The sequence below is a fragment of the Leifsonia sp. NPDC058230 genome (assembly GCF_042882245.1).
Taxonomy (GTDB): Bacteria; Actinomycetota; Actinomycetes; order Actinomycetales; family Microbacteriaceae; genus Leifsonia.
Genome location: NZ_JBHVWM010000004.1, coordinates 528436 through 552924 on the forward strand (window position 1 = coordinate 528436; position 24489 = coordinate 552924).

A 24489-nucleotide genomic window follows, 5' to 3' on the forward strand; every position below is an offset into this window, starting at 1 on the left:
TATCGCCTAGAGGATCTCGAGGTTGGTGCGCAATTCGTACGGGGTGACCTGGGCGCGGTAGGCGGCCCACTCCTGGCGCTTGTTGAGGAGCACGTAGTTGAAGACCTGCTCGCCGAGCGTCTCGGCGACGAGCTCCGACTCCTCCATCAACTGGATGGCGTGATCGAGGCTCGCGGGCAACTGGTTGTAGCCGAGGGCGCGACGCTCGGCGTCGCTCAAGGCCCAGACGTTGTTCTCGGCCTCGGGCGGGAGCTCGTACTGCTCCTCGATGCCCTTGAGCCCGGCCGCGAGCATGAGCGAGAACGCCAGGTACGGGTTGGCGGCCGAGTCGATGGCGCGATACTCGACGCGCGAGCTCTGGCCCTTGTTCGGCTTGTACAGCGGAACCCGCACGAGAGCCGAGCGGTTGTTGTGGCCCCAGCAGACGAAGCTGGGAGCCTCGTCACCGCCCCAGAGGCGCTTGTACGAGTTGACGAACTGATTGGTGACCGCGGTGATCTCCGGCGCGTGCCTCAGCAGGCCCGCGATGAAGTGACGGCCGACCTTGGAGAGCTGGTATTCGGCGCCGGCTTCGTAGAACGCGTTTGTGTCGCCTTCGAAGAGGGACATATGGGTGTGCATCCCGGAACCCGGGTGGCCAGAGAGGGGCTTCGGCATGAACGTGGCGTAGACGCCCTGCTCGATGGCGACCTCTTTGACGACCGTGCGGAACGTCATGATGTTGTCGGCCGTGGTGAGCGCATCCGCGTAGCGCAGGTCGATCTCGTTCTGGCCCGGCCCCGCCTCGTGGTGGCTGAATTCGACCGAGATGCCGAGGTCTTCGAGCATCCGCACGGAGCGGCGGCGGAAGTCGTGGGCGGTGCCGCCTGGAACATTGTCGAAGTAGCCGGCCGAGTCCACGGGTTCGGGGCCGTCCGGACCGTACGCCGACGACTTGAGCAGGTAGAACTCGATCTCGGGATGCGTGTAAAAGGTGAACCCGCGATCGGCCGCCTTCTCGAGCGTGCGCTTGAGCACGTTGCGAGGGTCGGAGACCGATGGCAGCCCGTCGGGCGTGGTGATGTCGCAGAACATGCGCGCGGTCGGGTCGATCTCGCCGCGCCACGGCAGGATCTGGAACGTGGTGGGGTCGGGATGCGCGAGCAGGTCGGACTCGTAGGCACGGGTCAGTCCCTCGATGGCCGAGCCGTCGAAGCCGAGACCCTCGCTGAAGGCGCCTTCGACCTCGGCCGGGGCGATCGCGACCGACTTGAGCGTGCCGACGACGTCGGTGAACCACAGCCTCACGAACTTGATGCCACGTTCCTCGATCGTGCGAAGAACGAAGTCGCGCTGCTTGTCCATCGTGCCCCTTTCGTCAGCCTTCCCAGACTACTGGCTCGGCCGCCTCCGCTTCGGCAATCGTGCGCTCCGATTCGGGCCGAGCCGTTCTCACTAGACTGAGCGCATGTCTGAGCAGTCGCCGATGCCCTCCGTCACTCCGCCCTCGATGCAATCGCTCAAGCGGGTTCGCACGAGACACTTCCAGACGGCCAAGGAAGAGGGCACCAAGTTCACCGGCCTCACGAGCTACGACCAGCTCACCGCCGAGATCTTCGACGCGGCCGGAATCGACTTCCTCCTGGTCGGCGACTCGGCGGGCAACAACGTGCTCGGCTATGAGACCACCCTTCCGGTGACGATCGACGACCTCATCCCCCTCACCCGGGCGGTCGCCGGTGCGGTCAAGCGGGCGTTCGTCGTCGCCGACATGCCGTTCGGCTCGTACGAGACCGGCGCCCTCGAGGCTCTGCACACCGCGATCCGGTTCATGAAGGAGACGGGCGCCCACGCTGTGAAGCTGGAGGGTGGCGTGCGCAGTGCCGACCAGATCCGCCGCATCGTGGATGCAGGCATCCCGGTCATGGCGCACATCGGTTTCACGCCGCAGAGCGAGCACGGCCTCGGCGGCCACCTCATCCAGGGTCGCGGTGCGGGGGCCGAGCAATTGCTCGCCGACGCGCACGCCGTCGAAGACGCCGGAGCCTTCGCCGTGGTCATGGAGATGGTGCCCGCGGCGGTGGCAGCACGCGTGACCGCCGAACTGCGCATCCCCACCATCGGCGTCGGTGCGGGACCGGATGTGGACGGTCAGCTCCTCGTCTGGACCGACTGGGCGGGCCTCAGCACGGGACGCATCCCGAAGTTCGTGAAGCAGTACGCCGACCTGAAGGGCGTGCTGTCGGATGCGGCCACCGCGTTCAAGGCCGATGTGCAGGGCGGGTCGTTCCCCACCGAGGAGCACAGCTTCTAGCAGCAGCGCTCAGCTCAGCTGAGCTCAGCTCTGCAGCGCTCAGCGGTCGTCGCGAGCGTCTTCCTCTGCCCACTTGGCGCTGTTCTCGCGAAGCTTCTCGAGCGCGTGCTCGGCCTCCGCGCGCGTGTCGAAGGGTCCGACCCGGTCAGGCGCAGGCGAGACGAAACCCTGCTCGACCTCGCCGGTCTTCATGTTGTACCAGTAGCGGTGCTCCGCGTCCTGTTTGATGCCGTGGTCGTCTTCGCCGGTCATAAGCTTGATCCTATGCCCAAGGATTCCGCCGGTCACCTGATCCCCGGACGCATCTCGCCGATGCGGCCCGTACCCGCGAGCATTCCGCGGCCGGAATACGTCGGCAAGAAGGCGCCGACCCCGTATGCGGGCGACGACGTCTACACGGCGGAGGAGATCGAGCTCATCCGTCAATCCGGCCGCATCGCCGCGCAGGCGATCGAGCTGGTCGGCCAGGCGGTGCGGCCCGGGATCACGACCGAGGAGCTCGACATCATCGGGCACGAATTCCTGCTGGCGAACGACGCGTATCCGTCGACGCTGGGCTACCGCGGCTATCCGAAGTCGATCTGCACCTCGGTCAACGAGGTGATCTGCCACGGCATCCCGGACGACACCGTGCTGGAGGACGGCGACATCGTCAACATCGACATCACGGCGTTCAAGAACGGCTATCACGGCGACAGCAACCAGACCTTCATCGCCGGCACCGCATCCGAAGACGTCGCACTGCTCGTCGAGCGCACGCGTGAGGCGCTGAACCGCGGCATCAAGGCGGTCGCACCCGGCCGTCAGGTCAACGTCGTCGGCCGCGCGATCGAGTCGTACGCCAGACGCTTCGGCTACGGAGTGGTGCGCGACTACACGGGACACGGGGTGGGGGCCTCCTTCCACTCGGGCCTGATCATCCCGCACTACGATTCGGCGCCCCTCTACGACACCGAGATGAAGGTGGGCATGGTGTTCACCATCGAGCCCATGCTCACCCTCGGCACCCACGAGTGGGACATCTGGCCGGATGACTGGACGGTCGTGACTCGCGACAAGAGCATCACAGCGCAGTTCGAGCACACCCTCGTCGTCACGGAACGCGGCGCGGAGGTGCTGACACTTCCGTGATCGACGCCACAGGAAGGTAGATTCGACGCATGAGCGCTCAGAACATCGCCATCGGAATCGACATCGGAGGAACCGGAATCAAGGGAGGCCTCGTCGACCTCGACTCCGGAGAGCTCGTCAGCGACAGGATCAAACTGCCGACGCCGGAGGGCGGAGAGCCCGACGACATCGTGCAGACTACGAAGGAGATCGTCGACAAACTGGCCGCCGAGCAGCCGGATGCGGCGGTGGGCGTCTGCTTTCCCGCGATCGTCAGCCACGGGGTGACCATGTCCGCGGCGAACGTGTCCAAGAAGTGGATCGATCTGCCCGCGGAGAAGCTTTTCGAGAAAGCGCTCGAGCGCGACATCCACTTCGTCAACGACGCCGATGCCGCGGGCTACGCCGAGAGCCGGTTCGGCGCGGCACGCGATCGCAAGGGCCTCGTGCTCATGACGACGCTCGGCACGGGAATCGGCTCCGCGCTGATCTACGACGGCGTCCTCATCCCGAACGCCGAGCTCGGTCACCTCGAGATCGACGGGCACGACGCCGAGTCGCGAGCCGCGTACTCCGCCAAGGAACGCGAGACCCTGAGCTGGGAGAAGTGGGCGAAGCGTCTCCAGAAGTACTATTCGACCCTCGAATTCCTCTTCACCCCCGACCTGTTCATCGTCGGCGGCGGTGTGTCGAAGAACTACCAGGACTTCCTGCCCTTGCTCGACCTCAAGACCGAGATCGTCCCGGCGGTGCACCGCAACAATGCGGGAATTCTCGGGGCTGCGGCGCTGGCGGTGCGCACAGACCGTTAGGAAGGCGGACGAGTAGTCGAATGGCACGAGGTCACCTGCGGGTCATGCTCGGCGCCGCGCCTGGTGTCGGCAAGACGTACGCGATGCTCGAAGAGGGCAGGCGCCTGCGGGCTCTCGGCACAGATGTGGTGGTCGGCGTCGTGGAGACGCACGGTCGCGCCGCCACCGCCAGCCTCCTCGAAGGCTTGGAGGTCGTTCCCCGACGGGTGGTCGAGCACCGCGGAATCGAGCTGACCGAGCTGGACCTGGATGCGGTGCTCGCCCGGGCCCCCGAGCTCGCACTCGTCGACGAACTCGCGCACACCAACGCTCCGGGGTCGCAGCACCAGAAGCGCTGGGAGGACGTGGAGTCGATGCTCGCCGCGGGCATCGACGTGATGTCGACGGTGAACATCCAGCACATCGAATCGCTGAACGACGTGGTCGAGCAGATCACCGGCGCCCAGCAGCGTGAGACGATCCCCGATTCGGTTCTGCGCCGCGCCGATCAGATCGAGGTCGTCGACCTCGCTCCGCAGGCGCTCCGAGCCCGGCTCGCCGACGGCGTCGTCTATCCTGCCGCGCGCGTCGATGCCGCCCTGTCCAACTACTTCCGCCTGGGCAACCTCACTGCTCTGCGCGAGCTCGCCCTGCTCTGGCTCGCCGACGAGGTCGACAGCTCGCTTCAGCGATACCGGGCCGAACACGGGATCGCCGGCAAGTGGGAGGCTCGCGAACGTGTCGTGGTGGCGCTCACGGGCGGCCCGGAGGGCGACACCCTCGTGCGGCGCGGCGCCCGCATCGCCGCCCGCTCGACCGGGGGCGAACTGCTCGCTGTGCACGTGACGAGCCAGGACGGACTGAGAGAAGGCAGTCCCGGCACCCTGGCCGCCCAGCGCTCACTGGTCGAGCAGCTCGGCGGCAGCTATCACCAGGTGATCGGCAACGACATCCCACAGGCACTCGTCGATTTCGCACGCGGCTCGAACGCGACCCAGCTGGTGATCGGGGTCAGCCGACGCAGCAGGCTCGCGGCGCTCCTCACCGGTCCGGGGATCGGGGCGACCGTCACCCGCGAATCCGGCGACATCGACGTGCACATCGTGACGCACTCGCAGGCCGGCGGTCGCTTCTCGCTTCCGCGCATCGGCGGCGGCCTCACCACCCGGCGACGCGTCTACGGATTCGTGATCGCCGTGGTCGGCATCCCGTTGCTGACCTGGCTGCTGTCGACTCTGCGCACGGCGGACTCGATGACCAGCAACGTGCTCAGCTATCAGCTCCTCATCGTTCTGGTCGCCCTGGTCGGCGGGATCTGGCCGGCCCTCTGCGCCGCACTGCTGGCGGGCATCACTCTCGACTTCTTCTTCGTGGAGCCGCTCTACACGATCCGGATCAGCGAACCGCTGCACCTGCTCGCGATCGTGCTCTTCCTCGTCATCGCCACGCTCGTCAGCCTCGTGGTCGACCTGGCGGCTCGCCGCAGCCGTGCAGCGACGCGGGCCGGCGCCGAGGCCGAACTGCTCGCCACGGTGGCCGGCGGGGTCATCCGGGGCGAGGACTCCCTCCAAGCCCTGGTCAGCCGCACCCGTGAGGCGTTCGGGCTCAGCGGCGTGCGGCTGCTCCACGGCGACGACGTGCTCACGACGGATGGCGAGCCCGCCGATGCGGAGCACACGCAGATCTTTCCGGTCGGGGAACACGCGACGCTCGAGCTGTCCGGTCACGACCTCGAGGCCGCCGACCGCCGGCTGCTCGCTGTCATCCTCAGTCAGCTCGACGCAGCACTCGAGCACAGCGAGCTCTCCGAGACGGCGAGCGCGCTCGGCCCGCTCGCCGAAACCGATCGGGTGCGCAGCGCACTGCTCGCCGCGGTCGGACACGATCTGCGGCGCCCGCTCGCCGCGGCGACGGCTGCCGTCACCACCCTGCACCAGAAGGACATCCGGCTGAGCGACGACGACCGCGAGGCCCTGCTCGAGACGGCGGAGGAGAGCCTGAGCAGCCTCGCGTCGCTGGTCACCAACCTGCTCGATGTCAGCCGCGTCCAGGCAGGCGTGCTGGCCGTCTCGCTGGCGCCGACCGACCTCGACGACATCGTGCCGTCGGCTCTCGACGAGCTGTCGATCGGCCCGGCCGAGGTCGACCTCGACCTGCCGACCACCCTCCCGGCGGTCGAAACCGATGCGGTCCTCCTGCAACGAGTGCTGGTCAACCTGCTCAGCAACGCCCTCCGGTTCAGCCCACCCGGTGTTCGACCGACCATCGCCGCCAGCGCGTTCGGCGGTCACGTGGAGGTGCGGGTGGTGGATCATGGACCAGGGATCCCCGGCGAACGCCGAGAAGCGGTCTTCGTGCCGTTCCAACGACTCGGCGACACCGACAACGACACGGGCATCGGCCTCGGCCTCGCGCTTTCGAAGGGATTCGTCGAAGGGATGGGCGGAACACTCGACGCCGAGGACACCCCCGGTGGCGGTCTGACCATGGTGGTGTCGCTTCCCGTCGCCGACACGAGTATCGAGGAGGGCCGCACATGAAGATCCTGATCGCAGACGACGACCAGCAGATCCTGCGCGCTCTGCGCATCCTGCTGACCGCTCGCGGTTACCAGGTCACTGTCGCCAGCACCGGCGCCGAAGCGTTGAGCCGGGCGGTCGAAGTGCATCCCGATCTGGTGATGCTCGATCTCGGGATGCCCGAGCTGAACGGCATCGAGGTGATCGAGGGGCTCCGCGGTTGGAGCGCGGTGCCGATCCTCGTCGTCTCCGGCCGGATCGATTCAAGCGACAAGGTCGACGCGCTCGACGCGGGGGCCGACGACTACGTGACCAAACCGTTCGCGGCCGACGAGCTGCTCGCTCGCATCCGCGCCCTCACCAGACGCCAGCCTGCTACCGCGGACGAGCCCGTCGTGACGTTCGGTAACATCTCGGTCGACCTCGCCGCGCACCAGGTGACCCGGAAGGTCCCGAACGGCACGGAGCCGGTGCGGCTCACACCGACCGAGTGGGCCATTCTCGAGGTGCTCGTGCGCAACCCGCGCAAGCTCGTCACGCGCCAGGCGCTCCTCACCCACGTGTGGGGACCGCAGTACACCAGCGATACGGGCTACCTGCGCCTGTACCTCGCCCAGCTCCGCAAGAAGCTCGAGCCTGAGCCGTCGAGCCCGCGGTACCTGCTGACCGAACCAGGGATGGGGTACCGCTTCTCCCCCGACGATCCGGCAGCCGATGCGACTGCCGCAGCCGTCGAGGGCTGATCGGCAGCCGGGGCGAGTTCAGGGAATGGGCCGGCTGCTACGCCGGGTTCTGTCCGGGTGCACGAGGCACCGTGGACGGCCATCTCTCTCGGGACGACGTTGCCGCCGCCCTCTAGCGGTCTACCCGGAAACTCAGCGAGCAGCCTCAACGTTTCCTGTCTGACCTTGCTCCGGACGAGGTTTACCGAGCCGGCCGGGTCACCCCGGTCGCTGGTGGGCTCTTACCCCACCGTTTCACCCTTACCGCCGGACGATCCGAGGATCGATCCGACGGCGGTCTGTTCTCTGTGGCACTGTCTCGCGGGTTGCCCCGGGTGGGTGTTACCCACCGTCCTGCTCTGTGGAGCCCGGACGTTCCTCGGCGGTCCGCCGAAGCGGACCGACGCGACCGTCTTGCCGGCCCATTCGTCGTCAAGCCTAGCGCGCGACCCTGGGCTTCGAGGGCCACGGAGGCCGCCTAGAGTCCGGACTCCTCGTTGCGGATGAGGATGGCCCCGCTGTCGGGGCAGAGCACGACGTCGTCTTGCGCGGCTCGGCGGATGACCGACAGGTCGGATTCGGTCAGCTTCACGTTGCTGCCCATCGACACACCGCGCACGAGCAGTGCCGCGCCGATGCCGTAGCGAGCACGCTGCTTCTCGTACAACTCGATCAGGTCGGCGGGAATCGTGGCGACGATGGTCGCCCGGTCGGTCGCGAGGGCCTTGCGCTGCGCATCCAGCTTGGCCAGCTCGTCGGCACGGGCGGACTCGAGGGCATCGACTCGGCTGTCGAGTGCTGCGCGCTCGGCTTCGACGGCGGCGAGTGCCTCCTCGTAGCCTTCGACCCGTTCCATCACGGCCAGCTCGATCTCCTCCAGGTCGTCGCGGCGCTTGGACAGCGACGCCAGCTCGCTCTCGAGCGCCTGAACGTCCTTCGTCGACGACGTCTGCTGCAGGCGGCCGGAGTCCCGCGCCATCCGCGCCTCCACCAGCTCGACATCGGACTCGATCCGCTTGAGCTCTGCGCGGGCGTCCTCCAGCTCACCGGTGCGTGTGATCCAGCGCGTGCGCACGGCATCGACCTCGGGCTGCAGCGCCGCGAGCTCGGCGAGCTGGGGAAGGTTCTTGGCGGAGTGCTGGAGCTGCGTCAGCCGCGTGTCCGCGGTCTGCAGGCGGAGGAGTTCGTTCTGGTCGGCAGGACTGGCTTTCACAGTGATGAGCTCTTTTCGTGGTTCGGGTCGGTCGGGCGGCGCCGCACACGACGGTGCCGAAAGATCATTGCAGGATTGCGAAATCCCAGGGGTCCGTGCGCAGCTCACTGACCTCGATCGAGATCCCGGGGAGGGCCGCGCGCAGCTGCTCGGCGGCGGTGTCGAGCCAGAGCCATTCGCTCGCCCAGTGAGACACGTCGAGCAAGGCGGGGCCGCCGCTGTGGAGCGACTGCTCCCGGGACTCGGAGGCGGGATGGTGCCGAAGGTCGGCGGTGATGTACACGTCGGCGCCGCGCACCGCATCCGTCGACAGGAGGGAGTCGCCCGCGCCGCCGCACACGGCGACGCGCGAGACCGGCTGCTGGTAGTCGCCGGAGGCGAGGATGCCGCCGGCGGTCGGCGGAAGGATGTCGGCCAGCTTCCGTGCGAGGGCGCCGAGCGTGGTCGGTTCTGCGAGGTCTCCCACCCGGCCGATCCCCGTGACGCCGTCGGCGGAAGGAACGATCGGCACTGTCTCGACGAGTCCGAGCCGTGCGGCGAGCACCGCGGACGTACCGTCGGCAACGACGTCGGCGTTGGTGTGCGCGGCGATGAGCGCGCAGTCGGCACGGATGAGTCGCGCGAGCAACGCACCCTTGTAGCGGTCCTCGGCGACGGTGGTGATACCACGGAGCAGCAGCGGGTGGTGCACCAGCAGCAGGTCGGCGTCGCGGTCGATCGCCTCGTCGACGGTGGCCGCGACAGCGTCGACCGCGAGCACGATGCTCTCGACCGTCGCCGCCGGATCGCCGGAGAGCAGCCCGGCCGCGTCCCACCCCTCGGCGCCCGCGAGCGGCCAGAGCTGCTCGACGGTTCGGTTGACGGATTCGAGAGTGTGCTGCACGGTGACGAGCCTACGGGATGCGCCCGGCTTCGGCGGCGGGCGCGACGACCTCAGACGATCGCCCGCTCCTGCCGCCGAACCGCGGGGATGCCCGACACGATCGGAGTGAGGATGCCGACCCCGAGCGCCACCACCACGCCGATGTTGCTCATCCCCAGATCACCGTCGGCGCTGACGCCGAGCACCGGGAAGAGGTAGCCCTCCCAGCTCAGCCAGGGCAGGTCCGAGCTGATCAGCCCCAGCCCGATCACGCTCGCGACGACGAGCATCGCCAGATTGATCCAGCGCCAATCGGGGTAGACCCCGCCGCGCTTCACCAGGGAGGGCTGATGGAATCGCCGCGAACGAAGCATCATCTCAGCCGAGAACAGTCCCGCCCAGGCTGCGACGGGCACCGCGAGCGTGATCGGCGCACCGCTCACGACCTCCCCCAGGTCGGATGTCGTCGTGGCGAGCAGAACCGCGGCCAACGCGATCGTCCCTCCGACGGCGACCGTGCTCCACCGGCGCCGCAGACGCACGCCGAGCGCCTCGAGGGTGAACCCTCCCGAGTAGATGATCAGCACCAGCCCGGAGATGAGGCTCAACGTCACCGCGAGGAGCAACGGGATGGGGTACCAGGCCGGCAGACCGAGCCGGGAGAAAGCGCTCACCGGGTTCGACGCCAGGTCTTCGGCGAGCGCGGGGTTCGACGCAGCGAGGAGACCGCCGTAGGAGATCAGGAGGAAAGGCGGAAGGGCGGCGCCGAAGGTCGCCCAGAGCATCGCAGCCGCACCCGAGGAGTCCGGACGCTGGTACCGCGCGACCTCCGCGCTGCTGTTCGCCCACACCAGACCGAGATAGCTGAACACCAGCACCGCGCCGGTGACGGTTCGGAGCCAGACCGCATCCGGAACCGCGAGCGCCCGCCCGACGTCGACCGCACCCCAGGTCGCAACGACCATCACGAGGATGAGCACGGCGGAGGCGATCGTCAGCACGAGCTGCACTCGGGCGACCAGCGAATAGCCGAAGTAGGCCACGGCCAGGGCGACCCCGATGGCGACGACCAGTCCCGCGGTCGTCGGGAGGGCCGCATCCGTCGCCCATCCCTGCGAGGTGAACAGCGATCCGACCGCAGCGCCCGCCAGCCAGAGCAGCACGGCGCCCCAGAAGAGGCGGGTGAGGAGGGCGAGCGCGGCAGGCACGACGTTGCCGCGCATCCCGAAGGTCGCCCGGGAGACCACCATCGTCGGCTGTCCGCTCCACTTGCCTGCGAGGGTCCCGATGCCGAGCGGCAGGAAGGACAGCGCCACTCCGACGAGAGTCGCCACCAGCATCTGCCGAAGGCTCAGTCCGAGCGAGAAGAGGGTCGCGCCGACCCCGACACTGATCAGGGAGGACGTCGCTGCGAACCAGAGCCAGAACATCCGGGATGCTCGGCCCACCCGTCGATCGAGCGGTGTCGATTCGAGGTCGGCGTCCTCCACCTCGAAGAGCGGTGCGGCGACGGGCTCGGCATCGAACAGGATGCTCTCCTCGGTCGAGACGCGCGGGCTCGCCAGCGGAGCGAGCGAAGCGGTCGTCAGCAGCACGTCGTCGGCGTCGTCCTCCACGTCGGCGTCGACGGACGCCGCCCGCTCGACCGGCACGGACTCCGTCGGCGGCGAGACGATCGGTGCAACGATCGGCAGGACCTCGATGGATCCAGGCCCCGTGGGTGCAGTCTCTTCTCGCGCCTGCTCGTCCGCCCTGGCTTCGACGAGGGGCGGTTCGCTCGGGACGATCGGCACCGGCTGCGATTCCGACGGGGCCTCTGCGGGCTCGACGTACCCGAGCGGCTCGATGCGCCGCGGCGTCGAGGGAGTGGCGGCATCGGCCACCTGCGACGATGCCGCTGCCGCTGCCGGCGCGATCCAGGCGCTGAATGTCGGTTCGGGACCCTGCTGACGCGGCCGGAGATCGAGGTCGTCGAAGCTGATCAGCTGCGTCGGGGTGTCCTCGGGCGCGAGCTCCGGTTCTCCGGGCGGCTCCGCGCTCTCCGGCGTCTGCACGGGGATGGCCGTTGTCGCCGCCCTCGCCACGAGCACGCTCTCGAGATGCTCGATGGCCGCGAGTGTGTCGTGCGAGTTCAGATCCCGGCTCACGAGGTCGGCGACCTGGTCGTCGCTCAGGGAGGCCGCATCCGTCACCCCGTCCGAGCCGATGACGGTCGGGCCGGCGATGATCGGCAGCGCAGACGTCATGCGGGTGACCTGCTCCTCGAGTGCCCTGGCGAGCTCATCGTCGTCGTGGTGCTCTTCGGGCTCGAGCTCCGGTTCCGGCTCGAGCTCCGGCTCCGGCTCGAGCTCCGGCTCTGACTCGGCCGACGGCTCCGGCTTGGGCGCGGCGGGTCCGCGGCGCACCGGTGGGCTGTACTGAGCCCGCCTTCTCCCCGGGACGGAGGCGACAGACGGGTCGTGCGCGACTCCATCGCTGTCCATGACGAAATCCTACCGAGGCATCCGGTCGCTGGACCGGTCTGTCTGCCTGCGATTTCGGCGCCTGACCGGAATGTGGCGGCCGGCGCGGCCCGAAGAGTCGTAGCATCGTTCTCGATGAGCGACACGACGAAGACACCGTACGAAGACCTGCTGCGTGATGTGCTCGCGACGGGCACTCAGAAGTCCGACCGAACCGGCACCGGGACGCGAAGCGTATTCGGCCGCCAGCTGCGGTTCGATCTCGCGGACGGATTCCCCCTCATCACCACCAAACGCGTTCACTTCAAGTCGATCGCCTACGAACTGCTCTGGTTCCTCCGCGGCGACAGCAACGTCGGATGGCTCCGCGAGAACGGTGTGACGATCTGGGACGAATGGGCCGACGAGAACGGCGAGCTCGGCCCTGTCTACGGTGTGCAGTGGCGTTCCTGGCCCGCGCCCGACGGCTCGCACATCGACCAGATCGCCCAGGTCGTCGACACACTTCGGAGCGACCCGGATTCGCGGCGCATGATCGTGTCCGCCTGGAACGTCGCCGACATCCCGAGCATGGCCCTCGCCCCCTGCCACGCCTTCTTCCAGTTCTACGTGGCCGACGGAAAACTCTCCTGCCAGCTCTACCAGCGCAGCGCCGACATGTTCCTCGGCGTCCCGTTCAACATCGCCAGCTACGCGCTGCTCACGATGATGGTCGCGCAGCAGGTCGGCCTTGAGCCGGGCGAATTCATCTGGACGGGTGGCGACGTGCACATCTACGACAACCACGTCGAACAGGTCGCCGAGCAGCTCAGCCGGGAGCCGTTCCCCGCGCCGACGTTGCGGTTCGCGCGCCGGCCGGAGAGCATCCTCGACTACACGTTCGAGGACTTCGTCGTGGAGAACTACCAGCACCATCCTGCGATCCGCGCCGCGGTGGCCGTGTGAGCACGGCCGTCGGCAGCGTCGCACTCATCTGGGCGCAGGCGAAAGGCGGCGTCATCGGCCGTGGCGGAACCATGCCGTGGCACCTCCCAGAAGATCTGGCGCATTTCCGCACGCTGACCGCGAAAGACACGGTCATCATGGGCCGCAAGACCTGGGACTCGCTGCCGGAGCGATTCCGGCCGCTGCCCGAACGCACCAACGTCGTCGTCACCCGGCAGACCGGATGGGCGCAGCCGGGCGCGACGCCGACGCACTCCCTCGAGAAGGCGCTGACCGCATCCCCGAGCGAGACGACCTGGGTCATCGGCGGAGCCGAGCTCTACCGGCTGGCGCTCAGTGACGCCGACCGCCTGGAGGTCACCGAGATCGACCTCGAGGTCGACGGAGACGCCTTCGCGCCGTCCATCGGGGACGGCTGGACCGCATCCGTCGCCGACCCGGACTGGCTGACCTCGGCGACCGGGCTCCGCTACCGGTTCCTCACCTACCTCAGGTGAGCGCCGGCCTCACGTGAGGCCGGCGATGAGGTTCACGGTCGTCGCCAGGATGACCGAACCGAACAGGTACGACAGCAACGTGTGCCGAAGGATCGTCTGACGGATGTACGAGTCGCTGACATTGGTGTCGGAGACCTGGAACGTCATTCCGAGCGTAAACGACAGGTAGGCGAAGTCGCTGTACCGCGGCGGCTCCTCCTGGTTGAAGCTCACGCCGCCTTCCTTGCCCCGGTAGTAGAGCTGCGCGTACCGCAGCGTGTAGAGCGTGTGCACCAGCGTCCAGGAGAGGGCGACACTGGCGACGGCGAGTACGGCGAGGCCGGCTTTCTCGACGCCCATCACCTGCTTGGCCGCGACGAGGATGACCACGATCGCCACCACGCTGGCGACACTCGCCGTGAGGAGGAGGACATCGGACAACGCTCGGCCCGGGTCCTCCCTGGTGGCGTGCCGCTTGGTCTGGGAGGCGCTGAACCCCCACACCACTGCCCAGACCCAGACGATGTAGACGACGCACGCGACACCCCAGCCGACGGTCGCCGCGAACACCCAGCCCCCGAGGATCCCGGTGGCGACAGCCGCGACCGCTCCCACGGCGAAGGCGATGATCATTCTCAACCGCGACCGGTCGAAGCGACGTTTCAGTGGAGTGCTCACACGCTGATGTTCGCACAGCCGGCGGTCACCCGCCTGCGAGGCGCAGCGGTCGCGGCTACGATCGGAGCGTGACTTCTGCTCCCGTCTCCCCCGCCGTTTCGCTCGCAGACCTCGACCCGGATGCACTGCGCTCCGTCCACGCGGAGTTCGCCGCCGCCTACGAGGAGTTGAAAGCGGCCGGCCTGAAGCTCGACCTCACGCGCGGCAAGCCGGGCGCCGACCAGCTGGACCTCTCGAACGACCTGCTGCACCTGCCGGACGGCGAGTACCGCGACGCCGCCGGGACAGACCTGCGCAACTACGGAGGGGCCGTCGGTCTCCCCGAACTGCGCGCCATCTTCGCCGATGCCCTGCGCGTTCCGGTTCCGCAGCTGCTCGCGCTCGGCAATGCGAGCCTCACGGTGATGCACGACACGATCGCACAGGCGTTGATCCAGGGAGTGCCGGGCGGCGAGCTCCCGTGGGGACGCCAGCAGATCAGCTTCATCGCGCCGGTCCCGGGATATGACAGGCACTTCTCGATCTGCGAGCGGTACGGCATCCGGCTCATCCCGGTGCCCCTGAACGACGACGGACCCGATGTCGCTGCGGTCGCGGCCCTGCTCGAGACCGACGACAGCATCAAAGGCATGTGGTGCGTCCCGGTCTACTCCAACCCGACCGGTGCCGTGTACAGCGAAGACGTCGTGCGGGCGCTCGTGTCGCTTCCCGCCGCCGCCGACTTCCGGCTGTTCTGGGACAACGCCTACGCCGTGCATCATCTGGGCGACGAGCGTCCCGAGCCGATCGACGTGCTCGGTCTCGCCGCCGAAGCGGGCAACCCCGATCGTCCGCTCGTCTTCGCGTCGACCTCCAAGGTCACCTTCCCCGGCGCGGGAGTCGCGTTCGTCGGCGGCTCTCCCACGAACGTCGACTGGATCGTGCGCAACATGTCCGTGCAGAGCATCGGTCCCGACAAGATCAATCAGCTCCGGCACGTTCGACTCCTGAGAGACGAACAGGGCCTCGCGGCGCACATGGAGAAGCACCGCGCGATCCTCGAGCCCAAGTTCGCCGCGGTCCAGGGCGCCTTCGAGGCACGACTCGCGCCGTACGGCGCGGGCACCTGGACCTCTCCGGGGGGCGGCTACTTCGTCAGTCTCGACGTGGTCGACGGTTGCGCGAAGCGCGCCGTGCAGCTCGCCGCCGAGGCCGGCATCGCGGTCACGCCTGCCGGTGCGACCTTCCCGTACGGGGACGACCCCCGCGATGCGAACATCCGGATCGCGCCGACCTTCCCGCCACTGGACGAGCTGCGCACGGCGCTCGACGGTCTGTGCACGGCCATCCTGCTCGCCGAGGCGGAGACGCTGCTGGCCGCGAAGGGCTAGCCGTGACCGTCTGGCGGGTTCGCCCGAGCATCGAGACGGACTGGGCGGCCTACCGCGATCTTCGTCTGGAGATGCTGGTCGACACTCCGATCGCCTTCACCGAGACGATCGACCGCGCCCGGCTGCACCCGGATGAGCACTGGCGCAACCGTGCCGCGAACCGCAGCCCTACCAGCCGGCTGTTCGCCGCCGTCGCCGATGACGGGAGCTGGCTCGGCACGATGGGCGGCTTCCACCCGCCCGGCAACCGCGATCCGGTGCTCGTCGGCGTCTACGTCACTCCTGCGTTCCGTGGGGTTCGCGAGGGTGTGGCGGATGCACTCCTCGACGCCGTGATCGATTGGTCTCGCGATCGCAGCGAGCGCCTCCTGCTCGAGGTCCACGAGCACAACGAGCCGGCCATCCGCTTCTACCGTCGACGTGGGTTCGTGCCGACCGGTGTGACGGTCCCCTACGTGCTGGACCGCTCCGCCGTCGACCTCGAGATGGCGCTGAGTCTGGCGGCCCGGCGTCCATCGTCGTGAGCGCCGGGCCCGTCTCCTCTCAGCGGATCTTCTCGAACGCGAGCGCCAACTCGATGAGCAGGCGGGCGCCGAACCCCGTGGCGCCCTTGGACCGCCAGGAGTCGTCGGTCTCCGACTGCATCGTGCCCGCGATGTCGAGATGCGCCCACGGCAGACCGCCGACGAACTCGTTGAGGAAGAGCGCCGCCGTGGTGGCACCCGCGTACGGGCCGCCCAGATTCGAGATGTCGGCGACATCGGAATCGAGTTGCTTGCGGTACTTCTTCTCGAGCGGGAGCTGCCAGACCTGCTCGTCCGTGGCAGCCGACGCTGCCTTCGCCTGATCGATGATCGCCTGATCGTTGCCGAAGAGCGCCGCGGTCGCGGCACCGAGCGACACCAGTGCGGCGCCGGTGAGGGTTGCGATGTCGACGACGGCGTCGGGCTCCTCCTCCGTGGCGAGCACCAGCCCGTCGGACATGACGAGTCTGCCCTCGGCATCCGTGTTCTTCACCTCGACGGTCATGCCGTTGCGGATCGTGAGCACATCCCCGAGCTTGTATGCCGAACCCGACGGCATGTTGTCCGTGCACATCAGGAATGCGGTGACGGTGGTCGTGCAGCCGAGGTCGCGCAGCGCCGTCAACGCGGCGAACACCGCCGCCGCCCCGCCCATGTCCATCTTCATGGCGAGGTGCATCGGGTCGGACGGCTTGAGGCTGATGCCGCCCGAGTCGTACATGATCCCCTTGCCGACCATGGCCAGGTGGCCCGTCGACTCCCCCGCGGGGGTGTACCGCAGCTTGATCATGCGCGGCTCCTCGGCGCTGCCGGCGTTGACTCCGAGCAGACCGCCGCAGCCGAGTTCGAACAGCTGCTGCTTGTCGAACGCCTCGACCTCGAGCCCGAAGTCCTCGGCCAGGGAGAGTGCCAGGTCGGCGAAGACGGTCGCCGTCAGGTGCCCGGGCGGGGTGTTCGCCAGATCTCGAGCCAGGTTCGCCGATCGCGCCGTGATCACGCCGCGCGCGAACCCGTCCGTCACAGCGGAGACATCAGCGGCTCCCACAAGAACCTCGACCGCGTCGAGAGGCGTGACCTTCGGGTCTGTCTTGAGCTCGCTGAAGCGGTAGCGCGCCAGGAGCATGCCCTCAGCGACGAGCTGGCCGACCGTCTCGCGATCGACGTCGCCGAGCGGCCCGAGCGACATTCCGATGCGCGCGTGCGTCGCGGCCGCCCGAGCGACATTCGCTGCGACGTCGCGCAGCGAATCCGTCGTCACGTCCGCCTCCGCTCCGGCACCGACGACGTACACCGCCGGACCCTCTGCGGTCGGCACGGCGAGGGTCTGGCCCGGCTTGCCCTCGAAGCCCGCCCGGGCGAGTGCGTCGCGGTCGAGTCCGAGCGCGGCGGCGACCCCACCATCCGTCGTCACGGCGTACGCCACGGCGCCGAGGTCGGACGAGAAGCCCGTGACCGCCTCGAAGCCGACGATCCGCTCCGGCAGGAGGGACGGCGCCGGGGTGAAGTCGTCGGGGATCAACAGATAGGTGCTGGCCATGGTTCAGTCCTTCGTGGTGGCGGTGGCGGTGGCGGTCGCGGGAGCGGAGACGACGACGGTGATGGTGTCGCCCTCGGTGACCACCGACTCGTCCACGTCTTCGGGATCGGACGGCTCGAGCTGCTCCGGCAGGTCGTCCTTGCGCATGCCCGGCATGCGGCCGGCGGGAACGATCGCCAGCAGTGCGATCCCCGCGAGCCCGAGCAGGGAGATGTTGAGCGCCTGGAGCCGCGCATCCTCGTTCACCGCGACGGCCGCATCGACCTGCTGCGGCGTCGCGTCGGTGCTCGAGCCGAGAACTTCTTTGAGGTGGTCGTTCGTGACGAAGTTGGGGTTGTCGAGGTTCACCTGGGAGATCAGCGATGGCGGGATCTCCGGATGGTCGGCGATGCTCGAGGCGATCAGACCGCCCAGGATCCCGACCGCGAACACGCTGGCCACGGCGATCCCGACGCTGCCCGAGAGGTTGTGCACCAGCCCGCGCCAGGCCCCGACGTCACCGGCCAGCTTCTTCGGCGCGGCGGACAGGAGCGTGTTGAACACCAGCGCCACGATCGCTCCCTGGCCGAGACCGAGGACGATCAGGCCGATGACGACGACGAACTGTTCCCACTCGTTGCGCACGCTGAACGCGAGAATGATGAGTCCGACCGCCACCACGATGAAGCCGAGCCGTGCGAGCACCCGCGGCGAGAGCCGCTTGTAGAGGCTCGCGACGAACGTGCTCGCCAGGAAGATCGAGAGCGTGTACGGGATGACCGCGACCGACGTCTCGAGGCTCGTGCGGCCCTGCACCACTTGGATGTAGAGCGGGATGAGGAAGTTCGCCGCGGTTCCGACGAAGAGCATGATTCCCATGCAGATCGTGACCGCGCGTTCGGACCCGGTGGCGAGCACCCTCAGGTCGAAGATGCGCGGTCGTTTCTCCGCCTGGCGCCGGCGGAGCCACATGAAGAAGATCTGGCCGACGATCAGCCCCAAGACCACGAGCACCGGCGCGGGCGACAATCCGAGGATGTCGAACGGTGCGCCGTCACGGGCGATCACCAGCCCCCACGGCTCCAGTCCGCTGAACCCGAAGCTGAGGAGGATGATCGCGACGGCCGCGAGTGTCGCTCCCGTCCAGTCGATGGCCAGGTCACGCTGCGGGGTGATCACCTTGAACCGGAAGCTGAGCAGCAGATTGACGACGGCCAGCGCGACGATGAGCCAGAACGACCACCGCCAGCCGATGGTCGACGCAAACGCTCCGGCGATGAGGAGCGCGAGCACACCCGCCGCCGGAATCGCCGCCGCCAGATAGCCGATCGCCTTGGCCTGCTGCTGCCCGTGATAGTTCGTGGCGATGAAGACCGTGAGTGCCGGCGCGATGAGGGCGATGACCGCACCGGATGCCGCCTGAGCGATGAAGAGCATTGCCGGCGACACGCTCAGCGCGACGCACGCCATCGCCACACCGTGTACGACGACGGCGATCTGGAAGACGCGCCGGGTGCCGAAGCGGGCCCCGACCTTCGCGCCCAGCAGGATGAACGCCGCCATCGCGAAGGTCCCTGCCGTGATGGCGGTGCCGACCGATGTGGCGGGAGTGTCGAGGTCCGTCGTGATTCCCGCCATCGACACGGTCAAGGCGTTGACGGTGAACGAAACCTGGATCTGGGTGAGTACGACGACGATCAGGGGCAGCCACGAACTCTTGGCGACCAGGTGCGGGACAGCTGTTGACGGTGAGCTCATAGCCCTGCCCTCCTCTGCGCGACCCGGATCACGTCGAGCCTCGCCCTATTCGGTTGTGCCCCGATGGTGGGGTTGCTCTCATTCTGGCGTGGGCCGACCGTTCTGTCACCTGTTGAAATATCGTCGAGTCAGGCCTCCCCGAACCCGGTCTCCACCAGGTCGGCCAAGGCGTCGACAGCGCCTGCACCGGCGGGGTCGTCGGACGCGATCTCCGCCGTCTTGCCCGCGTTCAGGCCGAGCGACATGATGCCGAGCAGACTCTTCGCATCCTTGCCATTGACCGTCACTTTGACCGGGAAGGTGTTCGCCAGCTTCACGAACTCGGCCGCCGGACGAGCGTGCAGTCCGTCTCGATTCTTGAGCGTGACCTCACGCACGTACCGGCCGGACGCATCCGTGCCGCCTGATGCACCGGTGCCGGATGCGCTCGCCTGTTCCGCGTCCTCAAGCGGTTCCCCGGGCAGCGCGCTCGGCGCATCCACCCACGCCGAACGGGCGCTCTCCGCAGCCTCGACCACGTCCCGGAGACCGGCGCCGCTCTCCGCGGCCACCCCCGCCGCAACGCCACCCTCGACGAACGGGACATCGACGACGATCACGCGCTCGCGCTCCTCATCGGAGAGGGTGTCGTACACGGTCTCAGCGATGAGCAGGGCGGAGCCGAGGTCGCTGATGACGACGACCCCGGCCCCTTTCTGCGCCTGCTGGATGCCTTCGCTCACCTTCACGAAGCTGGTCCCGATCCCGTCGTCGTCGGTGCCTCCGGCCGCGACCAGTGGCACCGATCCGGCCATCTGCCCTGCGAGGGCGACGAGACCCTCGGCGATCTGACGGCTGTGGGAGACGAAGACGATTCCGACCCGCTCACTCATCGGCGGCCGTCTCGGCAGCGGCACGGAGGATCAGTGCCGTCGACTGGGCGCCGGGGTCCCGGTGCCCGATCGAGCGTTCGCCGAGGTAGCTCGCCCTGCCCTTGCGAGCGATCAGCGGCTCCGTGGCAACCGCGCCCGCCTCGGCCGCGTCCGCGGCCTCGCGCAGGATGTCGGCCGCCGAAGCGCCGTCCTCCTGCGCTGAGGCCGCGGCCGACACCGCAGGCGTCCAGGCGTCGATCATCGTCTTGTCGCCCGCTTCTGCCTTGCCGCGCGAGACGATGCCGTCGCGTGCGGCAGCGAGCATCGCAACGATCGCCGGGTCGTCGATCGACTCCGCGTCGCCGACGGGCTCGGCCGCCTTGAGAAAGGCCGTGCCGTACAGCGGACCGGATGCGCCACCCACGGTCGAGATCAACGTCATCGCGATCGAGCGCAGCGCCGCTCCCGGTGCCGTGTCCTCCGGCAGCTTGTCGAGGGCGACGACGACGGCACGCAGGCCGCGATCCATGTTCTCGCCGTGGTCGCCGTCGCCGATTTCGCGATCGAGCGTGTTGAGCTCGTGCTTGTGCTCGTCGATCACCGCCGCCGCCGCCGTCATCCAGGCCTTGACCCAGTCCGTGTCCAGCGTCATCCGCCGTCCTCCCTCTCTCGTTCGGGTTCGTTTTCGTTCGGGTGGGTGTCAGACGCCCCAGCGGAGCGCGGCGGTGTGCACCGGCGCATCCCACAGGGCGGTCAGTTCGTCGTCGAGTTTGAGCACCGTGACGGATGCGCCCTGCATCTCGAGCGAGGTGACCAGGCTGCCGACCAGCGACCTGCTGAGCGTGATACCGTGCTCATCCAGGATCTCCGCGGCGCGCCGGAACACGATGTACAGCTCCGAGAGCGGCGTTCCGCCCATCCCGTTGACGAAGAGCAGCACCTTGTCGCCGGAGGTGAACGGCACATCCTCGAGGACCGCCGTCATCATGAGGTCCACCAGCTTGTCGGCCTCTTGCAGCTTGATCCGTTCGCGGCCGGGCTCACCGTGGATGCCGACACCGAACTCCACCTCGTCTTCGGCGAGATCGAAACCGGGCTCACCAGCATGGGGAACCGTGCCGGCCGCCAGCGCGAGCCCGATCGAGCGCACGTTCGCGTTGACCTTCTCCGCGATCGCGGTGACCCCGTCGAGGTCGTCGCCCCGATCGGCCGCCGCTCCGGCGATCTTCTCCACGAGGACGGTGCCGGCGACCCCGCGACGGCCCGCCGTGTACAGGGAATCCTGCACGGCCACATCGTCGTCGACGACGACCGAGCGCACGGAGATCCCCTCGGCCGCGACCAGATCGGCCGCCGTCTCGAAGTTCAGCACGTCGCCCGTGTAGTTCTTCACGATATGCAGAACGCCTGCCCCGCCGTCGGCCGCTTTCGTGGCTTCGACGATCGGCATCGGTGTCGGCGAGGTGAACACCGGACCGGGCACGGCCGCGTCCAGCATCCCTTTGCCGACGAAGCCGGCGTGCAATGGCTCGTGACCACTGCCGCCTCCGCTGACCAGACCGACTTTGCCCTGAACCGGGCCGTCGGCCCTGTACACGAAATCAGGATCGTGCGACACCTTGACGATGTCGGCATGAGCTCTGGCGAACCCGTCGAGGGACTCGCTCACGACGTCGGGTACGCCGTTGATGAGCTTCTTCATCGAAACCCTTCCTTTCACTGCTGTCAGTGCGTTGCCGCCACCCATTCGTCGAGCTTCGCGGCCGCAGCCCCGGAGTCGATTGCCTCGGCGGCGACCGCCATTGTCGAACGGAACCGGTCCAGGATGGCTTCCTGAACCCTCGACGGGTCGGACGCGAGCTCGTATGACACGAGTCCGGCCGCCGCGTTGAGCAACACGATGTCGCGCACGGGGCCTTCTTGGCCCGCCAGCACGGCACGTACGACGCTCGCGTTGTACGCGGCGTCCTTTCCGAGCAGGTCGTCCATCGACGCGCGCGGGATGCCCAGATCACGCGGGTCGATGTCGTGCTCGGTGACGAGGCCACGGGAGACCTCCCAGACATGGCTGTGTCCCGTCGTCGAGAGCTCGTCGAGCCCGTCGTCACCACGGAAGACCAGTGCCGTCGCCCCGCGTGTCTGGAACACGCCGACGAAGAGCGGAACCCGGTCGAGCGTCGCGACGCCGACGGCCGAGGCTTCGGGCCGGGCCGGATTGCACAGCGGGCCGAGGTAGTTGAAGACGGTCGGCACGCCCAGTTGGGCGCGCACGGGCCCGGCGTTGCCGAAGCCCGGGTGGAACGCCGATGCGAAAGCGAAGGTGATCCCCGCCTTCTTCAGCACGTCGGCGACCTTCTCGGGCGGAAGCGTGAGGTCGATGCCGAGCGCGGCGAGCACATCCGACGATCCGGACGACGAGCTGGCCGCACGGTTGCCGTGCTTGATCACGGGCACCCCGGTCGCCGCAGCCACGATGGACGCAGTGGTCGAGATGTTCACGGTGCCGAACCGGTCTCCTCCAGTGCCGACGATGTCGAGCGCCATCGGGTCGACCGGCAACGGCACGGCGTGATCGAGGATGGCATCGCGGAAACCGACGATCTCATCGACCGTCTCGCCCTTGGCGCGCAGCGCGATCAGGAAGGCGGCGAGCTGCGCGTCGGTCGCGTCACCGCTCATGATCTGGTCCATCGCCCAGGCCGCCTCGGCGACGCTGAGGTCCTCCTGCTCGAGCAGGGAGGTGAGAATCGACGACCAGGACCGCATTTCCGACATACTGCGATCCTACTGAGCGGCGGCCTTGCTGTGACCTGTCCCCGGGAAAGCACCCGACTTAGGTCAGCCTTATACGAAAAGATGCCCATTCCGGGCTGTCAGATGAGAAAACCACGGCTTCTTTTCAGCCATAATGGAGGAGTGACGAGCACCTCAATATCTCCTACGGCGAGTGCGCCCTCCATCAACCGGCCCAATGTCGTGGCTGTCGGCACCATTGTCTGGCTGGGCAGTGAGGTCATGTTCTTCGCGGGTCTCTTCGCGATCTACTTCACCCTCCGTTCCACCTCGCCCGACCTGTGGGCGGCAGAGACCTCGCACCTGAACGTGCCTTTCTCGCTGACGAACACCATCATCCTGGTGTCGAGCTCGTTCACCTGCCAGTTCGGCGTGTTCGCGGCCGAGCGCCTGCAGCCGCGGGCGACGGGCTGGAGCCCCGCCAAGTGGGGCATGGTCCAGTGGTTCACGCTGACGTATGCACTAGGGGCCGTCTTCGTCGCCGGCCAGATCCTCGAGTACGCGACGCTCGTCTCCGAGGGGATCGCGTTCGACTCGAACTCCTACGGTTCGGCGTTCTACCTGACCACCGGCTTCCACGGTCTGCACGTCACCGCCGGCCTCATCGCCTTCCTCCTCGTCATCGGCCGCGCCTTCGCGGTCAAGACCTTCGGCCACAAGGAGGCGACGAGCGCGATCGTCGTGTCCTACTACTGGCACTTCGTCGACGTCGTCTGGATCGGGCTCTTCCTGGTCATCTACGTTCTCAAATAGGAATCAGGAGCAGACCTCTAAACCATGCGCCCGAATACCCGCACCAAGACAAAGGCCGCCCGCAAGGGCGGGCGGCGTCACCCCCTCGCCACCGTCGCGCTGATCGCAATCGGCCTCGGCCTCACCGGCGGAGCGTATGCGGCGTTCAATACGTCCACCGCATCCGCCGAGCAGCAGCCGGCAGCCGCCTCGCAGGAGTCGATCGACCAGGGCAAGAAGCTCTTCCAGTCGAACTGCGCCACCTGCCACGGGCTCGACGCACAGGGAACGGTCAATGCGCCGAGCCTCATCGGCGTCGGCGCCGCATCGGTCGACTTCCAGGTCGGCACGGGCCGCATGCCGATGGCCATGCAGGGTCCGCAGGCAGAAGAGAAGCCGGTCCAGTTCACCGACGACCAGGTCAAGGCGCTCGCAGACTATGTCGCCTCGCTTGCTCCCGGCCCGTCCATCCCCGAGCAGAAGTGGCTCAACGGTGACGGAGACGCCGCCGCCGGCGCCGAACTCTTCCGTGTCAACTGCGCGATGTGCCACAACGTCGCAGGTGCCGGTGGTGCGCTCACCGAGGGCAAGTTCGCTCCGCCGCTCACCGGTGTCAGCGCCGCCCACATCTACGAGGCCATGGTCACGGGTCCGCAGAACATGCCGGTCTTCAACGACCTGAACATCAGCCAGCAGGGCAAGGCCGACATCATCACGTACCTCAAGTACATCCAGAACAACCCCTCCCCGGGCGGATTCGAGCTCGGCTCGCTCGGCCCGGTGGCCGAGGGCCTGTTCCTGTGGATCTTCGGTCTCGGTGCCATCGTCGCGCTGACCGTGTGGATCACGGCGAAGTCGAACTAGGGGCACTCGA

23 protein-coding genes and 1 other RNA gene are annotated in these 24489 nt (G+C 68.0%); 11 read left to right on the top strand and 13 right to left on the bottom strand.

Going from position 1 to position 24489, the window contains the following annotated elements:
- Positions 1 to 6 precede the first annotated feature (6 nt).
- Positions 7 to 1344 carry a glutamine synthetase family protein gene (locus tag ACFVV0_RS15565; RefSeq protein WP_387064911.1) on the bottom strand — a complete coding sequence of 446 codons (1338 nt, stop codon included), beginning with the start codon at positions 1342 to 1344 and terminating at the stop codon, positions 7 to 9.
- A gap of 103 nt (positions 1345 to 1447) precedes the next feature.
- Here ACFVV0_RS15565 and panB point away from each other — a divergent pair, with 103 nt between their 5' ends.
- Positions 1448 to 2293, top strand: a complete 846-nt coding sequence (gene panB, locus ACFVV0_RS15570; protein ID WP_387064913.1) for a 3-methyl-2-oxobutanoate hydroxymethyltransferase — start codon at positions 1448 to 1450, stop codon at positions 2291 to 2293.
- Between the two features lie 39 nt (positions 2294 to 2332).
- Here panB and ACFVV0_RS15575 read toward each other — a convergent pair whose 3' ends face one another.
- A complete protein-coding gene (locus ACFVV0_RS15575; RefSeq protein ID WP_387064916.1) occupies positions 2333 to 2545 on the bottom strand; it encodes an SPOR domain-containing protein in 213 nt (70 codons plus the stop codon).
- A 12-nt stretch (positions 2546 to 2557) separates the two neighbouring features.
- Between ACFVV0_RS15575 and map the strand changes: the two genes are divergently transcribed.
- Genes map through ACFVV0_RS15595 form a run of 4 tightly spaced genes read left to right on the top strand, consistent with a single transcriptional unit; the run spans position 2558 to position 7456 of the window.
- A complete protein-coding gene (map, locus tag ACFVV0_RS15580) occupies positions 2558 to 3424 on the top strand; it encodes a type I methionyl aminopeptidase (RefSeq protein WP_387064918.1) in 867 nt (288 codons plus the stop codon).
- A gap of 29 nt (positions 3425 to 3453) precedes the next feature.
- Positions 3454 to 4215, top strand: coding sequence for a polyphosphate--glucose phosphotransferase (gene ppgK, locus ACFVV0_RS15585; protein ID WP_387064921.1), 762 nt, complete (start codon positions 3454 to 3456; stop codon positions 4213 to 4215).
- Between the two features lie 20 nt (positions 4216 to 4235).
- Positions 4236 to 6734, top strand: coding sequence for an ATP-binding protein (locus tag ACFVV0_RS15590; RefSeq protein WP_387064924.1), 2499 nt, complete (start codon positions 4236 to 4238; stop codon positions 6732 to 6734).
- Positions 6731 to 7456: a response regulator gene (locus ACFVV0_RS15595; RefSeq protein ID WP_387064926.1), complete on the top strand. Its 726-nt coding sequence runs from the start codon at positions 6731 to 6733 to the stop codon at positions 7454 to 7456. Before ACFVV0_RS15590 ends, ACFVV0_RS15595 begins: the two co-directional genes overlap by 4 nt.
- Positions 7457 to 7478: 22 nt before the next feature.
- On the opposite strand, the gene rnpB is transcribed toward ACFVV0_RS15595, so the two are convergent.
- The 4 genes from rnpB to ACFVV0_RS15615 all read right to left on the bottom strand — a co-directional run bounded on the left by rnpB (position 7479) and on the right by ACFVV0_RS15615 (position 11993).
- Positions 7479 to 7860: RNase P RNA component class A (rnpB, locus tag ACFVV0_RS15600), an RNA gene on the bottom strand.
- 53 nt (positions 7861 to 7913) lie between these two features.
- Positions 7914 to 8648 carry a zinc ribbon domain-containing protein gene (locus ACFVV0_RS15605; RefSeq protein WP_387064929.1) on the bottom strand — a complete coding sequence of 245 codons (735 nt, stop codon included), beginning with the start codon at positions 8646 to 8648 and terminating at the stop codon, positions 7914 to 7916.
- A 64-nt stretch (positions 8649 to 8712) separates the two neighbouring features.
- The gene (locus ACFVV0_RS15610) at positions 8713 to 9531 is read right to left on the bottom strand and encodes a Nif3-like dinuclear metal center hexameric protein (RefSeq protein WP_387064931.1); all 819 of its coding nucleotides are present in this window, start codon (positions 9529 to 9531) and stop codon (positions 8713 to 8715) included.
- 50 nt (positions 9532 to 9581) lie between these two features.
- Positions 9582 to 11993 (bottom strand): purine-cytosine permease family protein, encoded by a 2412-nt coding sequence (locus ACFVV0_RS15615; protein ID WP_387064934.1) that lies wholly within the window; start codon positions 11991 to 11993, stop codon positions 9582 to 9584.
- 114 nt (positions 11994 to 12107) lie between these two features.
- Between ACFVV0_RS15615 and ACFVV0_RS15620 the strand changes: the two genes are divergently transcribed.
- Entirely contained in the window at positions 12108 to 12917 is an 810-nt protein-coding gene (locus ACFVV0_RS15620; RefSeq protein ID WP_387064937.1) for a thymidylate synthase, read from the top strand.
- Positions 12914 to 13414: a dihydrofolate reductase gene (locus ACFVV0_RS15625; protein WP_387064939.1), complete on the top strand. Its 501-nt coding sequence runs from the start codon at positions 12914 to 12916 to the stop codon at positions 13412 to 13414. Before ACFVV0_RS15620 ends, ACFVV0_RS15625 begins: the two co-directional genes overlap by 4 nt.
- Before the next feature lie 9 nt (positions 13415 to 13423).
- Here the strand turns inward: ACFVV0_RS15625 and ACFVV0_RS15630 are convergent, their stop codons facing one another.
- Positions 13424 to 14071 carry a DUF1345 domain-containing protein gene (locus ACFVV0_RS15630; protein WP_387064942.1) on the bottom strand — a complete coding sequence of 216 codons (648 nt, stop codon included), beginning with the start codon at positions 14069 to 14071 and terminating at the stop codon, positions 13424 to 13426.
- 68 nt (positions 14072 to 14139) lie between these two features.
- Here ACFVV0_RS15630 and ACFVV0_RS15635 point away from each other — a divergent pair, with 68 nt between their 5' ends.
- Together ACFVV0_RS15635 and ACFVV0_RS15640 are read left to right on the top strand one after the other, a co-directional pair.
- On the top strand, positions 14140 to 15441 hold the full coding sequence (locus tag ACFVV0_RS15635) for an aminotransferase class I/II-fold pyridoxal phosphate-dependent enzyme (protein ID WP_387064944.1): 1302 nt from the start codon (positions 14140 to 14142) through the stop codon (positions 15439 to 15441).
- Positions 15442 to 15443: 2 nt separating this feature from the next.
- Positions 15444 to 15965, top strand: coding sequence for a GNAT family N-acetyltransferase (locus ACFVV0_RS15640; RefSeq protein ID WP_387064947.1), 522 nt, complete (start codon positions 15444 to 15446; stop codon positions 15963 to 15965).
- Positions 15966 to 15984: 19 nt separating this feature from the next.
- Here ACFVV0_RS15640 and ACFVV0_RS15645 read toward each other — a convergent pair whose 3' ends face one another.
- From ACFVV0_RS15645 to trpD, 6 genes are all read right to left on the bottom strand, one after another.
- On the bottom strand, positions 15985 to 17502 hold the full coding sequence (locus tag ACFVV0_RS15645) for a leucyl aminopeptidase (protein ID WP_387064950.1): 1518 nt from the start codon (positions 17500 to 17502) through the stop codon (positions 15985 to 15987).
- Between the two features lie 3 nt (positions 17503 to 17505).
- A complete protein-coding gene (locus ACFVV0_RS15650; protein ID WP_387064953.1) occupies positions 17506 to 19239 on the bottom strand; it encodes an MFS transporter in 1734 nt (577 codons plus the stop codon).
- Positions 19240 to 19367: 128 nt separating this feature from the next.
- Entirely contained in the window at positions 19368 to 20111 is a 744-nt protein-coding gene (dhaM, locus tag ACFVV0_RS15655; RefSeq protein ID WP_387064955.1) for a dihydroxyacetone kinase phosphoryl donor subunit DhaM, read from the bottom strand.
- Positions 20104 to 20742: a dihydroxyacetone kinase subunit DhaL gene (gene dhaL, locus ACFVV0_RS15660; protein ID WP_387064957.1), complete on the bottom strand. Its 639-nt coding sequence runs from the start codon at positions 20740 to 20742 to the stop codon at positions 20104 to 20106. Before dhaL ends, dhaM begins: the two co-directional genes overlap by 8 nt.
- A gap of 48 nt (positions 20743 to 20790) precedes the next feature.
- On the bottom strand, positions 20791 to 21792 hold the full coding sequence (dhaK, locus tag ACFVV0_RS15665; RefSeq protein ID WP_387064960.1) for a dihydroxyacetone kinase subunit DhaK: 1002 nt from the start codon (positions 21790 to 21792) through the stop codon (positions 20791 to 20793).
- 23 nt (positions 21793 to 21815) lie between these two features.
- Entirely contained in the window at positions 21816 to 22865 is a 1050-nt protein-coding gene (gene trpD / locus ACFVV0_RS15670) for an anthranilate phosphoribosyltransferase (RefSeq protein ID WP_387064962.1), read from the bottom strand.
- A gap of 102 nt (positions 22866 to 22967) precedes the next feature.
- Between trpD and ACFVV0_RS15675 the strand changes: the two genes are divergently transcribed.
- Positions 22968 to 23636, top strand: a complete 669-nt coding sequence (locus ACFVV0_RS15675) for a heme-copper oxidase subunit III (RefSeq protein ID WP_387064965.1) — start codon at positions 22968 to 22970, stop codon at positions 23634 to 23636.
- A 24-nt stretch (positions 23637 to 23660) separates the two neighbouring features.
- Entirely contained in the window at positions 23661 to 24479 is an 819-nt protein-coding gene (locus tag ACFVV0_RS15680) for a c-type cytochrome (RefSeq protein ID WP_387064967.1), read from the top strand.
- Positions 24480 to 24489: the final 10 nt, after the last annotated feature.

Excerpts from the sequence above, each read along its gene's own strand:
- dhaL (WP_387064957.1), bottom strand. The coding sequence starts at position 20,742 with ATGACGCTGGACACGGACTGGGTCAAGGCCTGGATGACGGCGGCGGCG.
- ACFVV0_RS15645 (WP_387064950.1), bottom strand. The coding sequence starts at position 17,502 with ATGGCCAGCACCTATCTGTTGATCCCCGACGACTTCACCCCGGCGCCG.
- panB (WP_387064913.1), top strand. The coding sequence starts at position 1,448 with ATGTCTGAGCAGTCGCCGATGCCCTCCGTCACTCCGCCCTCGATGCAA.
- dhaM (WP_387064955.1), bottom strand. The coding sequence starts at position 20,111 with ATGAGTGAGCGGGTCGGAATCGTCTTCGTCTCCCACAGCCGTCAGATC.
- dhaK (WP_387064960.1), bottom strand. The coding sequence starts at position 21,792 with ATGAAGAAGCTCATCAACGGCGTACCCGACGTCGTGAGCGAGTCCCTC.
- trpD (WP_387064962.1), bottom strand. The coding sequence starts at position 22,865 with ATGTCGGAAATGCGGTCCTGGTCGTCGATTCTCACCTCCCTGCTCGAG.
- ACFVV0_RS15675 (WP_387064965.1), top strand. The coding sequence starts at position 22,968 with ATGAGAAAACCACGGCTTCTTTTCAGCCATAATGGAGGAGTGACGAGC.
- ppgK (WP_387064921.1), top strand. The coding sequence starts at position 3,454 with ATGAGCGCTCAGAACATCGCCATCGGAATCGACATCGGAGGAACCGGA.
- ACFVV0_RS15620 (WP_387064937.1), top strand. The coding sequence starts at position 12,108 with ATGAGCGACACGACGAAGACACCGTACGAAGACCTGCTGCGTGATGTG.
- ACFVV0_RS15650 (WP_387064953.1), bottom strand. The coding sequence starts at position 19,239 with ATGAGCTCACCGTCAACAGCTGTCCCGCACCTGGTCGCCAAGAGTTCG.
- map (WP_387064918.1), top strand. The coding sequence starts at position 2,558 with ATGCCCAAGGATTCCGCCGGTCACCTGATCCCCGGACGCATCTCGCCG.
- ACFVV0_RS15565 (WP_387064911.1), bottom strand. The coding sequence starts at position 1,344 with ATGGACAAGCAGCGCGACTTCGTTCTTCGCACGATCGAGGAACGTGGC.
- ACFVV0_RS15590 (WP_387064924.1), top strand. The coding sequence starts at position 4,236 with ATGGCACGAGGTCACCTGCGGGTCATGCTCGGCGCCGCGCCTGGTGTC.
- ACFVV0_RS15575 (WP_387064916.1), bottom strand. The coding sequence starts at position 2,545 with ATGACCGGCGAAGACGACCACGGCATCAAACAGGACGCGGAGCACCGC.
- ACFVV0_RS15615 (WP_387064934.1), bottom strand. The coding sequence starts at position 11,993 with ATGGACAGCGATGGAGTCGCGCACGACCCGTCTGTCGCCTCCGTCCCG.
- ACFVV0_RS15595 (WP_387064926.1), top strand. The coding sequence starts at position 6,731 with ATGAAGATCCTGATCGCAGACGACGACCAGCAGATCCTGCGCGCTCTG.
- ACFVV0_RS15680 (WP_387064967.1), top strand. The coding sequence starts at position 23,661 with ATGCGCCCGAATACCCGCACCAAGACAAAGGCCGCCCGCAAGGGCGGG.